Origin of the sequence: Catenulispora subtropica, from assembly GCF_039531675.1 — a bacterium.
GTDB classification, from domain to species: Bacteria; Actinomycetota; Actinomycetes; order Streptomycetales; family Catenulisporaceae; genus Catenulispora; species Catenulispora subtropica.
The window spans coordinates 110,126-123,364 of record NZ_BAAAQM010000021.1; the positions used below are offsets into that span (position 1 = coordinate 110,126).

General features: G+C 71.1%; 15 protein-coding genes. 7 read left to right on the forward strand and 8 right to left on the reverse strand.

Going from position 1 to position 13,239, the window contains the following annotated elements:
* Nucleotides 1-29: 29 nt before the first annotated feature.
* Nucleotides 30-824, reverse strand: coding sequence for an alpha/beta fold hydrolase (locus tag ABD466_RS19695; protein WP_344658561.1), 795 nt, complete (start codon nucleotides 822-824; stop codon nucleotides 30-32).
* Nucleotides 825-906: 82 nt separating this feature from the next.
* On the opposite strand from ABD466_RS19695, the gene ABD466_RS19700 reads away from it, so the two are divergent.
* Together ABD466_RS19700 and ABD466_RS19705 are read left to right on the forward strand one after the other, a co-directional pair.
* Entirely contained in the window at nucleotides 907-1,557 is a 651-nt protein-coding gene (locus tag ABD466_RS19700; protein ID WP_344658562.1) for a TetR/AcrR family transcriptional regulator, read from the forward strand.
* 307 nt (nucleotides 1,558-1,864) lie between these two features.
* On the forward strand, nucleotides 1,865-3,328 hold the full coding sequence (locus tag ABD466_RS19705) for an MFS transporter (RefSeq protein ID WP_344658563.1): 1,464 nt from the start codon (nucleotides 1,865-1,867) through the stop codon (nucleotides 3,326-3,328).
* Nucleotides 3,329-3,411: 83 nt separating this feature from the next.
* Here ABD466_RS19705 and ABD466_RS19710 read toward each other — a convergent pair whose 3' ends face one another.
* Nucleotides 3,412-3,930, reverse strand: coding sequence for a hypothetical protein (locus tag ABD466_RS19710; protein WP_344658564.1), 519 nt, complete (start codon nucleotides 3,928-3,930; stop codon nucleotides 3,412-3,414).
* Nucleotides 3,931-4,078: 148 nt separating this feature from the next.
* On the opposite strand from ABD466_RS19710, the gene ABD466_RS19715 reads away from it, so the two are divergent.
* Nucleotides 4,079-4,738: a PadR family transcriptional regulator gene (locus ABD466_RS19715; protein WP_344658565.1), complete on the forward strand. Its 660-nt coding sequence runs from the start codon at nucleotides 4,079-4,081 to the stop codon at nucleotides 4,736-4,738.
* 23 nt (nucleotides 4,739-4,761) lie between these two features.
* On the opposite strand, the gene ABD466_RS19720 is transcribed toward ABD466_RS19715, so the two are convergent.
* A complete protein-coding gene (locus ABD466_RS19720) occupies nucleotides 4,762-5,352 on the reverse strand; it encodes a TetR/AcrR family transcriptional regulator (protein WP_344658566.1) in 591 nt (196 codons plus the stop codon).
* Nucleotides 5,353-5,456: 104 nt separating this feature from the next.
* Here ABD466_RS19720 and ABD466_RS19725 point away from each other — a divergent pair, with 104 nt between their 5' ends.
* A complete protein-coding gene (locus ABD466_RS19725; RefSeq protein ID WP_344658567.1) occupies nucleotides 5,457-5,813 on the forward strand; it encodes a putative antibiotic biosynthesis monooxygenase in 357 nt (118 codons plus the stop codon).
* Here the strand turns inward: ABD466_RS19725 and ABD466_RS19730 are convergent.
* Nucleotides 5,803-6,600: a nuclease-related domain-containing protein gene (locus tag ABD466_RS19730; RefSeq protein WP_344658568.1), complete on the reverse strand. Its 798-nt coding sequence runs from the start codon at nucleotides 6,598-6,600 to the stop codon at nucleotides 5,803-5,805. The genes ABD466_RS19725 and ABD466_RS19730 overlap by 11 nt on opposite strands.
* Nucleotides 6,601-6,740: 140 nt before the next feature.
* Here ABD466_RS19730 and ABD466_RS19735 point away from each other — a divergent pair, with 140 nt between their 5' ends.
* On the forward strand, nucleotides 6,741-7,634 hold the full coding sequence (locus tag ABD466_RS19735; protein WP_344658569.1) for a metallophosphoesterase: 894 nt from the start codon (nucleotides 6,741-6,743) through the stop codon (nucleotides 7,632-7,634).
* Between the two features lie 107 nt (nucleotides 7,635-7,741).
* Complete coding sequence (locus ABD466_RS19740; protein WP_344658570.1) at nucleotides 7,742-8,587, forward strand: hypothetical protein; 846 nt, start codon at nucleotides 7,742-7,744, stop codon at nucleotides 8,585-8,587.
* 28 nt (nucleotides 8,588-8,615) lie between these two features.
* Here ABD466_RS19740 and ABD466_RS19745 read toward each other — a convergent pair whose 3' ends face one another.
* The 4 genes from ABD466_RS19745 to thiC all read right to left on the reverse strand — a co-directional run bounded on the left by ABD466_RS19745 (nucleotide 8,616) and on the right by thiC (nucleotide 12,824).
* A complete protein-coding gene (locus ABD466_RS19745; RefSeq protein WP_344658571.1) occupies nucleotides 8,616-9,158 on the reverse strand; it encodes a DUF3558 family protein in 543 nt (180 codons plus the stop codon).
* A 369-nt stretch (nucleotides 9,159-9,527) separates the two neighbouring features.
* Nucleotides 9,528-10,208 (reverse strand): hypothetical protein, encoded by a 681-nt coding sequence (locus tag ABD466_RS19750; RefSeq protein WP_344658572.1) that lies wholly within the window; start codon nucleotides 10,206-10,208, stop codon nucleotides 9,528-9,530.
* 139 nt (nucleotides 10,209-10,347) lie between these two features.
* Complete coding sequence (locus ABD466_RS19755; protein ID WP_344658573.1) at nucleotides 10,348-10,878, reverse strand: DinB family protein; 531 nt, start codon at nucleotides 10,876-10,878, stop codon at nucleotides 10,348-10,350.
* Nucleotides 10,879-11,072: 194 nt separating this feature from the next.
* Nucleotides 11,073-12,824 (reverse strand): phosphomethylpyrimidine synthase ThiC, encoded by a 1,752-nt coding sequence (gene thiC / locus ABD466_RS19760; protein WP_344658574.1) that lies wholly within the window; start codon nucleotides 12,822-12,824, stop codon nucleotides 11,073-11,075.
* Nucleotides 12,825-12,997: 173 nt separating this feature from the next.
* Between thiC and ABD466_RS19765 the strand changes: the two genes are divergently transcribed.
* On the forward strand, nucleotides 12,998-13,195 hold the full coding sequence (locus ABD466_RS19765; protein ID WP_344658575.1) for a hypothetical protein: 198 nt from the start codon (nucleotides 12,998-13,000) through the stop codon (nucleotides 13,193-13,195).
* The last annotated feature ends 44 nt before the right edge of the window (nucleotides 13,196-13,239 follow it).

A 13,239-nucleotide genomic window follows, 5' to 3' on the forward strand; every position in this document is an offset into this window, starting at 1 on the left:
GCGGTGGCGGCGATGGCGCGGGTGGGCGCTCAGATCGCGTTGTCGGCGAGGAAGGACGTGATCAGCGCGGACCACTCCTCGGGCCGCTCGGCGAACGGCAGATGACCGGTGTCGATCGGGGCGAGGCGGGCGCCGGGGATCCCCTCGGCGAGCTCCCGCTGCAGGGCCGGGGAGACGAGCGGGTCGGCGGTGGTGGAGACGACCAGGGTCGGGACGGCGATCCGGGCGAGGTCGCCGCGGACGTCGATGCGCCGGACGAGGTCGACGTGCTCGGGTGTGCCCGGCGGGATGACGCCGGCCAGGGCGTCGATCCCGGCGCGCAGCGCCTCAGGCCCCGCGGCCTGGAGGGCTTCGGTACTGAAGGCGACCAGGCTCAGGAACTCGGCCAGACGCTGACGGTCGCCCGCTTCGTACAGGTCGGCCCACAGTTTGGCCGCGAGGTCCAAACGTGCGTCGCGATAGGCGAACGTGGCCGTCAGGATCAAAGCGCTGATGCGCTCCGGGTGCCGGGCGGCGGCCCTGATCGCGATCGGGCCGCCGAGGGAGAATCCGGCCAGCGCGAACGTGCCCAGGCCCTCGGCGTCGGCGGCGGCGACCAGCTGGTCGGCCAGCTGGTCGGGGTCCAGCGGCGCGGCCGGGCGCGGCGAGTCGCCGGCGCCGGGCCAGTCGACGCCGACGACGGTGTGTCCCGCCGCCAGAGCCTCCAGGATCGGGCCGTAGTTCAGGGCGGTGCTTCCGCCGGCGCCGTGCGCCAGCACCAGGCCGGGGCCGGACCCGTGGACGGTGCGCGCGAGGGCGCCTCCGGGCATGGCGATGACGGGCATGAGGGCCTCCTCCAAAGTCTGTAGCGATCGCTACAGATGAACGGTATCACTGACTTGTAGCGATCGCTATAGACTGGTTCGCATGACGACTCGAGGGCCGCGCAGCTTCGACCGGGACGCCGCCTTGGACATCGCGATGACCCTGTTCTGGCGCCACGGTTACGAGGCGACGTCCGTGGCCGCTCTCACCAAGGCGATGGGCATCAACCCGCCGAGCATGTACGCGGCGTTCGGCGACAAGCGGAGACTGTTCAGCGAAGCCGTACGGCGCTATGCCGAGACGCACGGGAGTTACGGGGCGAAGGCCTTGGAGCAGACCACGTCGTACGACGTCGTCGAGACGATGCTCCACCTGGCCGCCGCAGAGTACGCAGGCCCCGGCCACCCTCCGGGATGCCTCGTCGTCGACGGGGCGACCAACACCGCGGAGGCCTCCGACGACGTCAAGCAGGAACTGCGCGCCTTCCGCGAAGGCATCAAGCAGGCGATCGCCGCGAGGATCGCCGCCGATGTCGAAGCCGGCCTTTTGCCGCCTGACATCGATGCCCCGGCCCTCGCCATGTTCTACGCAGCCGTGGTCCAGGGGATGTCCACTCAGGCCCGCGACGGTGCGACCCCCGACGAGCTGCGGCGCATGGCGGACGTCGCGCTCACCGCCTGGCCCGGCGGACCGGGCGAGGCGCGAGATGTGCGCGAGAACGTGCGGTCCGCGGCGGTCAGTTCGCGTGCGTGAGCAGTCAGGGAGCGCCCAGGTAGACCGGATACCCGATACCTAAGCTCTCAGCGTGCAACCCTGCATAGATAACACCCGTGGCCTCAGGCGAGTTCAGTTCGCCTGAGGCCACACCTTTGGATGGCGGCGCTACATAGCCGGCGTGGACGGGGCGACGGTTCTCCGTTCGAGGCCGAACTTCTCCGGCGGACCTCCATACCCAAGCCAGGTAGGGCGCTCCGGGCTGCCCCCTTGGGGAATACATACCCCCATGGGGTATGTTCACGAGTCACGAGCAGATACCCCCTCCCGGTATAGGAGCGCGAACATGGCAAGCACGAGAACGACCGGCCCGGACCGCGTCCACGCCCGCCGGTGGCGGGCACTGGGCCTGATCGCCGCGGCCCAGTTCATGGTCATCATGGACACGTCGATCATCGGGGTGGCGCTGCCGCGCATCCGCGACGAGCTCGGGTTCTCCCAGGACTCGCTCTCCTGGGTGTTCAACGCCTACGTCATCGCCTTCGGCGGCTTGCTCCTGCTGGGCGGACGGCTGTCCGACCTGCTGGGCGCCAAGCGGGTCTTCACCGCGGGGTGGGCCCTGCTCGCCGCCGGCTCCCTGGTCGCCGGGCTCGCCGGCTCGGTCGGCGTCGAGCTCGCCGGCCGCGCGGTCCAGGGCGTCGGCGCCGCCCTGATCGCGCCGTCCGCGCTGACCCTGCTGATGATGCTCTTCGGAGGCACGCCGTCGGAGCTCCCCAAGGCGTTCGCGCTTTACGGCGCGGCGGCACCGGCCGGCGGCACCGCGGGCGTCTTCCTGGGTGGCGTGATCACCCAGTACGCAAGCTGGCCGTGGGTCTTCTACGTCAACATCCCGGTCGCCCTGCTGGTCTTGGCGTTCACCGGCTCGCTGATGCCGTCCGCCCCTCGCCGCTCCGGCTCCCTGGACCTGCTCGGCGCGGCCACCGTCACCCTCGGCCTGGGCGCCCTGGTCTACGGCGTGGTCCGCGCGCCGGAGGCGGGCTGGGGCTCGGCCTCCACTTTGCTGGCGCTGACCGGCGGCGTGGTCCTGCTGGCGCTGTTCACGCTGCTGCAGGCGAAGGTTCGCAACCCGCTGATCCGGCTCTCCATCCTGCGCACGCCGAACCTGGCCGGCGCCAACCTCGCGCAGCTGCTGATGGCCTCGGCCTGGGTGCCGATGTGGTTCTTCCTGAACCTGTACCTGCAGCAGGTCCTGGGTCTGGGCGCCTTCGCCTCCGGCGCGGCGCTGCTCCCGATGACCGCGACCATCATGCTGATGATGGTGGGGCTGGCGCCCCGGCTGATCGCCCGGTTCGGGCCGAAGGCCATGACGGTGGCCGGGCTGGTGCTGCTGGCGGCCGGCATGGCGTGGCTGTCCTTCGCGCGCCCCGGCGGCTCCTACGTCGTGGACGTGCTGCCGGCGTCGCTGGTCGCGGCGGCCGGGATGGCGGCGGCGTTCATCCCGTCGCTGGGCACCGCGATCTCGTCGGCCCGCCCGGAGGAGGGCGGCCTGGCCTCCGGCATCGTGAACACCAGTTACCAGATCGGCTCCGCGCTGGGGCTCGCGGCGATGACGGCGGTGGCGGCCGCGCACGGGTCCGGGCAGACCGGCGACCTCAAGGCTCTGACGAACGGGTTCTCGGCGGCCTTCGTCGGCGCCGCGGCCCTGGCCGCGCTCGGGGCGGCGGCCTCGCTGCTGACCCTGCGCACGCCGCGGGCCGAGGCAGCTGCCGCCGAGGCGGACGCGGACGCCGCTCTGGCCGCAGCCCACTGAGAAGACGCCACGAAGCGGCGCGGCTCCCATCCGGGAGGCGCGCCGCTTCCTGCTTCCTGCTTCCTACTTCCTGCTTACCGGCGTCAGGCGATGCGAGTCGGGTCGTCGACGGTCGGCATGGTGCCCTCGCGGTGCGCCCGCTTCAGGTCCTCGACATACTCGCGGCTGAACATCGCCGCCAGCATCGCCACCCCGCCGCGGGCCACGCGGACCTCGCCGTCGTGGATCCGTCCGATCAGCCGCACCCGGCGGCCGCCCTCGGGGGCCTCGCCGGTGCGGGCGTACTGCCGGCCGACGCCGTCCTTCACCTTGCCGGAGCCGGTCCAGACGATGTCGCCGTCCTCGACGACGGTGCCGTCCGGCACCAGCAGCTTCACCATCGCCCGGTCCAGGTCCAGGTCGACGACCAGCTCGCCGGCGGGCAACTGCGGCGAGCGCAGGTCCAGCACGACGGATCCGCGGCGGGCGCGGACCTCGAAGCGGTCGGCGGTGGTCCAGTTGCCCAGGCGCTTGAGCGCGTTGTGGTCGGCGTGCAGGCGGACCGGCTCGGCGGCGGCGTCGGCGACGGTGCGGGTGACAGCGGCGGTCGTGGTGCTGGTCATCTCAGGTTCTCCTCGGGGTCTGCCCTCTGCGGCCGATGGTCTCGGCTGAGGGGCCGGGGTTCGTGCTGACGCTTAATAGTTGCACTGGTACTAGTTGCTTGTCAACTAGGACTCTTGGAACTAGTCGCGAGATGGCTATGATGGCGGCATGGCTCCCGCTCAGAACGCCGCGGCCACCGCGACGCGCCGCTCCCCGCTCGCCCTGGCCGTACTCGCCCTGCTCGCGTACAAGCCGCTGCACCCTTACGGCGTGCAGCGGCTGCTGAAGGAGTGGGGCAAGGAGAAGGTCGTGAACGTCGGCCAGCGCGCCAGCCTCTACAAGACGATGGAGCGGCTGACCGCCGCGGGGCTGATCGCGGTCCGCGAGACCGAGCGCGACCAGCAGTACCCGGAGCGGACCGTCTACGAACTCACCGACGCCGGCCGGGCCGCGGCGCGGGCCTGGGTCGACGACATCGTGCGCGCACCGAAGCCGGAGTACCCGGAGTTCCCGGCGGCGCTGTCGTTCGCGATGCTGCTGGAACCGGAGGCGGTGCTCGCTGCGATGCGGGAGCGGCGCTCCGTGCTGGAGAAGGCGCTGGAGAAGGCGAAGCAGGACATCGCCGACGCGCAGCAGTACGGGCTGCCGAAGGTGACGCTGCTGGACGACGAGTACCTGCTCGCGGTCACCGAGGCGGAGCTGCGGTGGATCGAGGGCGTGGTCGCCGAGTTGGAGAGCGGCGACCTGACGTGGAGCCTGGAGCTGCTTCAGCCGTTCGACGAGGCGAGCGAAGGCGAAGGCGAAGAGGACGCGGCCGACGCGCCGTAAGCACGCTCCCTACGGCACCCCGCTTACGGCGCGACCATCTTCGCGGCCAGCGCCACCACCGCCGCACGCCGGGCCTCCGGGGTGTCGGCGGCGCTGCCGGACATCAGCATCTTGACGACCTGCGGCAGCGCGCTCCACATCTGCGCCAGGTGCACCACCGCGAGCATCAGCACCCTGGCGTCGAGACGGGGATCGACCTCCCCGGCCTGCTGGGCCTGGAGGATGGAGTCCACCTTGGCCAGGTAGTGCAGCGTGCGCTCCTCCTCGGCGGGCAGTTCGCAGTCGCCGCCGAGCTCCAGCGCCTCCCAGTGCAGCAGGCGGGCGAAGTGCGGATGCGTGACGTGGTAGTCGTAGATCCGCCCGACGTGCTCGGGCAGGTCGGCGGCCGCCTCCGGGGTGAGCGGCACCGCGCCGGCCAGTTCCTTCAGCTGGCAGTCCAGCACGGTGGCGAACAGCTGCTCCTTGTTCCCGAAGTACTGGTAGATGCGCTCCTTGTTGACGCCCGCCGACTTCGCGATGCGGTCGACGCGGGCCCCCTGGAAGCCGGACGCGGCGAACTCCTCGACCGCGGCGTCGAGCAACAGGCGCTTCGTCTTCTCGGTGTCCCAGGCCATGACCCCAGTCTAGCGCACTTCCAACCATCCAGTTGGACATCGGCGGAGACCTGTGCCATGATTCCAACCAAGCAGTTGGAGATAGTTCAGGGGAGGGATCGGCGATGACCGAGATGACGATGGACAAGCTGACCGAACTGGCCGCACCGGCGGAGGCGAAGGCCCCGAGCGTGGCGGCGCAGACCTCGAACGCGGCGGCGCGGACCCCGAACGCGGCGGCGAAGCCCGCGGCCCCCTCCGTCCACCGCCGCGCGCTTCTGACGTGGATGGCCGTCTACCCGACGATCACGCTGGTCCAGACGCTGCTGGGCACGCACGTGGCGGCGTACCCGCTGCCGGTGCGGACTTTGGTGGTGACCGCGCTCGTGGCCCCGCTGGTGGTGTACCTGGTGCTGCCGACCGTGATGAAGGCCCACGCCGGCCTGCTGCGGCGGCTGGCCGGGCGGCGGATCAGCGGTTGACCGGGCGGTCCCCGGTACGCGCCGGAAGGACCTTGTCCAGGGTCGCCGCCAGCGTCGCGGCCTGCGTCGCGGTCATGACCTGGCGCATCTGGGCGAAGACCGAGGGGAACTGGTCCGGGAGCAGGATCGTGACACCGTTCAGGAACCGGGGCGTGGGCCTCAGCTCCTTGGCGTGGACCACCAGGACCGGTTCCACCCGCACCCCGCGCGGCAGTCTCGGGCCCAGGGCCGTGGTCAGGTTCTGGGCCTCGACGCCGAGCCGGTTCAGCATCGCCTCGCGGTTGTCCATCCCGACGAACAGGTCGGTCCCGATCAGCTGCGGCTTCGGGCCGCCGTTCCAGTTCTTCGAGTCCAGCAGGAAGACTCCGGCCGGGCCGATCAGCAGGTGCTCGATGTCCACCGGCGGTATCCCCGGGACGGCGCCGGGGGCCAGGCGCCGGTCGTGCAGGGCGGTGAAGCCCTGGAACCTCAACGGTTTGATCGCCCTGGCGGTGGCCGCCTCCCCGGAGGCCCGGCGGCCGGCCAGGCTGACGTGTTCCGGCTTGGTGTAGGCGAGGTCGGCGAGCATCGCCAGCACCAACACCGCGAACCCCACGCCGAAATACCCGCGGCGGGTCATCGCCGAGGTGATGACGCCCGACACCGCGGCCAGGGGAAGAGCCCACCAGAGCGAGTCCTTGATGCGCTTCCTGCGACTGGCCGCCCACGCGGACTGGAGGCTCGCGTTGACCGCCCGCAGACTGCTCCCCGCCGCGGCCCTCTTCGGCTCCGTGTTTCTCCACGCCACTGAAGACCACTCTCCTCGTCACCGACCGTACTCCGTTGTGCTTGCCCGGCGCAGCCCTATTCAGTGACAGCGGCGCCTTGGCGAACCCGCGCCACCGCCGATGTGTACCTAGAAGCCACATTGTCGTTAGCCTGGCCTGCATGACGCCGCCGAACGCCGAAGCCGACCCCATGGCCATGACCCTGGAGATCGACGACACCATGGATCTGAGCCTCGACACGACGGTCGGCATCGTGGGGCCGATCCCGGCGGGGCCCGTGTACGTGACCGGAGACGTCCACGGATGCGCCGAACAGTTGCAGGCCTCGCTGTTCCGCAGCGGCATCACCGACATCGACGGCGACTGGGCCGCCGGCTCGGCCTGGCTGTGGTTCCTCGGCGACCTGTTCGACCGCGGCCCGGACGGCATCGGCGTCATCGACACCGTGATGCGCCTCCAGCAGCAGGCCCCGGAGCACGGCGGCCGCGTCGACTGCCTGCTGGGCAACCACGAGGTGATGCTCCTGGCCTCGTACCGCCTGGCCGGACCGGGCGCGGACAAGTTCCAGGAGCGCTGGCTCGGCAACGGCGGTCAGCCGCGCGACCTGCGGGCCCTGACCGAGGACCACGCCCGGTGGCTGGAGTCGCTGCCGGCCATGGCGCTGGTCGACGACCACCTGCTGGTGCACTCGGACACCGTCGGCTACCGGGAGCTGGGCGGCGACATCGCCACCGTGAACGCCACCGTGCAGTCGATCCTCCGCGAGTACACCGACCTGGAGGCCTGGGACCGGCTGACCCACCTCGTCACGAGCCGCTTCGCGTTCGCCGACGACGGCACCAACGCCCTGGAGTTCCTCGCCGAGTTCGGCGGCTCCCAGATCGTGCACGGCCACTCCCCGATCCCTCTGGTGTTCGACATCCCCGCCGAGGACATCACCGGCCCGATGATCTACGCCGAGGGCCGCGCGGTGAACATGGACACCGGCACGTTCCTGGGCGGGCCCTGCCTGATCAGTCCTCTGCCCTCGATACCTCCCCGGCCGCGCGGCTGACCCAACCGGGGAGCCCGCCCGAGAACCCGATCCGGGAACCCCATCCACGCACTTCCCGGCGGCGAGTCTCCCCGCCCCCGGGCAGCCGCGACGCCAGTATGGGCGTTATGCGCAGATTCCTGACATCCCACGGGTTCCCGGCGCGCGCCGCCCTGGCCCTGACCGCGGTCACCACCGCCGCGACACTGGCCGGCTGCTCCAGCTCCGCCCACCCGGACCCCTACAAGATCGGCGCGCTCCCCACCGCCGACACCGTGGCCAAGGGCCACGCACCCGGCCATTGGACCAAGGAAGGCGACACCCTCGAACTCGTCGGCACCCTCCCCGCGGGGAGCGCCGCCGAGTTCGCGGCGGCCCTCACCCCGGGCACCAGGACCGTCCGCGCCACCGTCACCGGCGGCGACCTCGCCGACGGCCTCACCATCGCCCGCACCATCCACGACCGGAAACTCAACCTGGTCATCTCCGGGCCCTGCGCCGGCCCGTGCGCGGACTACTGGTTCCCCGCCGCGACGTCCCGCCACACGACGGGCTCGGGAGCGTGGCTGGGGTACGTCCCGGACCTGAGCCAGAGCGCCACGGCCACGCCCCAGCAGCAGGCGGCGGAGGCGAAGCTGTACAGCGATTCAGGGCTCGACGGCGCGAAGTTCCACAACGCGCTGGACGCGCAGCTCCGGGAGGTCCCCGGCGGCAGCGCCGCGCCGGGCGCGAAGATGTGGATGCCGGACCAGGCGGACCTGAAGAGTCTGGGATACGCGGACCAAGCGGTGAAGGACCTGTGGCTGCCCCCGAACCTGGCGTCGGCGAACGCGCAGGCGCGGGCGTGGGGCCAGGTGGTCGCTTATCGGAACACCTTGGTCGGGCTGTCGCCGGCTCCGCAGGCGCCGACGCCTGTGCCGCCTCCGGCTTCGGGGTCGGGGTCGAAGTCGGGGTCGGGGTCGAAGAAGCCGTAGGGCGACGGCGCCGGGGCGCTGGCGGTGTTCAGATCTTCGCGACCAGCAACACCGCCAGAGCCTTGGCATCCCCCGACGCACTCGCGTCGCTGTCCTGGTGGAGGACGGAGACGTTCAGGTCGAAGCCGTTCTTGAACACGTCGACCACCCCCGGCGTCTGGCTGCTCTTGTAGGCCTCCTGCCCGAGCCCCGGCAGGTCGGTGACAGTGTTCGCCGGGATCGTCGCGCGGAAGGCGTCGAAGCCGGCCTTGGTGACGGTCGTCAGCGAGATCGTGACGGCGTCCGGATGCCCCGCGTTGTAGGCGCAGCTACGGCCGCCGCTGCTCGACGCCACCGCCCCGGACTTGGCGTTCGACGGTATGTGCGCGATCTGGATGACCTGGTCCGCCGACAGCAGCGCGCAGGGGTCCGGTATCCCGGGAACCGCCAGCCCCTGCGGCCCGCCGCTCACGGAGCCGGTGGGAGTGGCGGGCGTGGGGTCGCTCGACGTCGGCGCGGCCTGCGGGGGAGTGGAGCTGCCGGAGGAGCAGGCGGACAAGGCGAGTGCCGCGGCCACGGCGGCGAAGGTCACGCCCAGGGAGCGTCGCGCGGTCCCGGGAAGCACACGAACGCCGATAGCGGACCTGGTGACTGGCTCTGGCATGGGGACACCCTAGCCGCGCCGCCTCCGAGCCCGCCCGGCCCGTCGGCCTGCCACGACCACCAGCGGCGCCGGCATCCCGATCGATGCCGACGCCGCCGGTGCTCCGCAGCCCCGCCGCTGCAGCCCGCTCCCCGTTGTCCCCCGCCTTCCCCCCGCGATGGTGCAGAGCCGCTCCCCCACGGCCCTGCACCCCGCAGCCTTGCCCCCGTTTCCCCCCACGACGGCGCAGGCCCGCTCCCCACGGTCCCGCACCCCGCAGCCTTGCCCCCCGTTTCGCAGACCCGCTCGCTGCCCGGACTACATCCGCCCGACCGCCACCAGCGCGATCGCCTTCTCCTGCGCCAGCGTCTGCGGATCGTCCCCGCCGAACCCGCCGTGGATGACCCAGACGCTCAGCTGCTTGCCGCCCTTGTAGACCTTCAAGATCCCCGAAGACGGCGAGTACAGGGCCTCTTCCCCCACCCCGCTGACCACCTGGGTGCTCGGGCTCATCTTCTGGAGGTCGAACTCCTCCTTCGTGATCGTGCCGATGCCCACTTGGGCGGAGTCCGACTCGCCGTCGTCGACCAGGCAGTACTTGTTCCCGCCGCCGTCCTGGGACGGCTTCGTGGTCGGCGCGCCGCCGGATTCGGGCGGCGGGAGCTTCGCCAGGCGGGCCACGTCCGCCGCGCCGACGAGCGAGCACGGGTCCCCCGAGCGGGCCGCGGCCGACGGTGCGGACGACGCCCCGTCCGACGGCGACCCGGCCTCGCTCCCCGACGGCGAGCCCGCGCTCGAGGCCGGGCCCGAAGCCGACCCTGAGACCGACGCCGTCCCCCCGGACCGATCGGTGGTGCCACCACCCCCCGAGCTAGCACCACCGACCGGCCCCGTCCCCCCGGACGACCGGTCCGCCACGGCCCCACTGCTTCCGCAGCCCCCCAGAGCCACGACACCGGCCACAGCGGCGACAGTCCACGCCATCCGCATGTTCCTCATCAGAACCGCTCCTCCCCAAGATGGAATCCCGTGGATCCCGCACCGCCTGATAAGCAGTCTTCTCGGTTCGGACCCGGCCCGGATCCGTACTTCTCCTAGTGCTCGGCCTGCGCGTCCAGCAGGCCGGGCGCGGGCCCGCCTAGTCCCCGCGCGCCCCGTCGATCGCCTCCCGCAACAGATCCGCGTGCCCCAGGTGGCGCGCGTACTCCTCGATCATGTGCAGGTACAACCACCGCAGGGTCAGCTCGCGGCTCCGCCCCGGGAACAGCTCGTCGAGCCCGCGCCCGGCCACCGCTTTCCGGGCGAGCTCCACCTCCGCCAGGTAAACCCCGTAGTCCGCCTCGGCCGACTCCGCCGTCCCGTTGTCGAAGTCTCCATCCGGGTTCTCATCAGTGCTGTAGATCAGCCCCAGCTCGCTGTCGCCCGCGAACCGCTGCCGGAACCACGCGCGCTCGACCAGGGCCATGTGGCGCAGCAGGCCCAGCAGCGACAGGTTCGTCGTCCCCAGGGGCCGCGACGCCAGCTGCTCGCCGCTCAGGCCGCCGCACTTCCACAGAAGCGTCTCGCGGTGCCAGTCCAGATACCGGTCCAGGCTCTCGCGCTCGGTGTCGGCGGGTACGTTCTCGCGCCGGTCGACGACGGGCGCGGTCCACTCAGATTCTGAAGACATGCGGTCAGCCTCCGTCCCGGTCACCGCGGGGGCAACACTATTTCAGCGTGGCGCAACAGACCGTTCGCCTGCAAACACCATGACATCGATCTCCGACCGTGTAGGGTGGTTCACCGTCGGCACATAGCAGGGCCCGCATTCACCGGCTTCACCTCCCGTGGACGCGGGTCCTGCTGCTTCCGGGGCGGGGCCGCTCAGTCCACCACCGGCAGGTACACGCCCTCGCGCACCGGGGCCGACGCCGCGAACTCCGCCGACTTCTCGGCCATCCCCGCGGCCAGTGCCTCGTCCGCCCCGATCCCGTGCTCCTCCGCGTACCGCCGCACGTCCTGCGTGATCCGCATCGAGCAGAAGTGCGGACCGCACATGGAGCAGAAGTGCGCGGTCTTGGCCGGCGCCGCGGGCAGCGTCTCGTCGTGGTACGCCCGCGCGGTGTCGGGGTCCAGGGCCAGGTTGAACTGGTCCTCCCAGCGGAACTCGAAGCGGGCGTCCGACAGGGCGTCGTCCCACGCCTGCGCGCCCGCGTGGCCCTTGGCCAGGTCGGCGGCGTGGGCGGCGATCTTGTACGCGATCAGCCCCTGCTTCACGTCGTCCCGGTTGGGCAGGCCCAGGTGCTCCTTCGGCGTCACGTAGCAGAGCATCGCGGTGCCGAACCAGCCGATCATCGCCGCGCCGATCGCGGACGTGATGTGGTCGTAGCCCGGGGCGATGTCCGTCGTCAGCGGGCCGAGGGTGTAGAACGGCGCCTCGTCGCAGAGCTCCATCTGCAGCTCCACGTTCTCCTTGATCTTGTGCATCGGGACGTGGCCCGGGCCCTCGATCATCACCTGGACGTCCAGCTCGCGGGCGATCTTCGACAGTTCGCCGAGCGTGGTCAGCTCCGCGAACTGCGCTTCGTCGTTGGCGTCGTAGATCGAGCCGGGGCGCAGGCCGTCGCCCAGGGAGTAGGTGACGTCGTAGTGCGCCAGGATCTCCGTCAGTTCCCTGAAGTTCGTGTAGAGGAAGTTCTCCTGGTGGTGCGCCAGGCACCAGGCCGCCATGATCGATCCTCCGCGGGACACGATCCCGGTCTTGCGCTTCGCGGTCAGCGGCACGTAGCGCAGCAGCACTCCGGCGTGGACCGTCATGTAGTCCACGCCCTGCTCGCACTGCTCGATCACGGTGTCGCGGAAGATCTCCCACGTCAGCGCCTCGGCCTTGCCGTCGACCTTCTCCAGCGCCTGGTAGATCGGCACGGTCCCGATCGGCACCGGGCTGTTGCGGATGATCCACTCCCGCGTGGTGTGGATGTTCCGGCCGGTCGACAGGTCCATCACGGTGTCGGCGCCCCACCGCGTGGCCCACACCATCTTGTCCACCTCCTCCTCGATCGAGGAGGTGACCGCCGAGTTGCCGATGTTGGCGTTGACCTTGGTCAGGAAGTTCCGGCCGATGATCATCGGCTCGGCCTCCGGGTGGTTCACGTTGGCCGGGATCACCGCCCGCCCCCGCGCGACCTCCTCGCGCACGAACTCCGCGGCCACCCCCTCGCGCACCGCGATGTACTCCATCTCCGCGGTGACGACGCCGCGCCGCGCGTACGCGACCTGCGTGACGGCCTCGCCGCTCGCCCGGCGCGGCTTGCGGCCGCCGGAGAACACCGCGTCCAGGTTCCGCAGGTCCGCCGACTTCAGCCCGTCGTCAGAGGGCTGCCACACCCGCCCCTCGTACTCCTCGGTGTCCCCGCGCTCGGCGATCCACGACGCCCGCAGCGCCGGCAGCCCGAACCGGACATCCGTCTTCATCTCAGGGTCCGTGTACGGCCCGGAGGTGTCGTACAGCACCACCGAGTCCCCGTTGGTCAGGGAGACCTCCCGCATCGGCACCTTAAGCTCCGGCCGCACGGCGGAGGAAAGGTACGTCTTGCGCGAAGCGGAGTTCACGGACACATCGTTGCCAGCCGTCATCACGGCGCTCCCTACGTCGGCATTACCCGGACAGGTTCGGCGGTCGACGGCGCCAGCCGTCCTCTCAGCCCGGTTCGCCCGAGCTCCCGCGTGTGTGGTTTCACGGACACCGTAGCGCGCGTACCGTGATCGGCGTCAATCACCCGAAGAGACGGACGGGAACCGGGAGCACGATGATCGGCAAGCAGGGCCGGGTGACGGGCCGCATCGCGCCCGGTCTGGTCGGTGAGGTGATGGTCCAGATCCGCGGGGGCACCGAGGCCTTCCATGCCTACGCGATGACGCCCGGGGAGGAGATCCCCAAGGACGCGCTCGTGGTCGTCGTCGAGTACCACGCGCCGCGGACCGTCTACGTCGAGCCGCTCCTGTAGTCGCGTGAGACCCGCGTATTCCCGGCGTGAGCACCGCGTGAGAA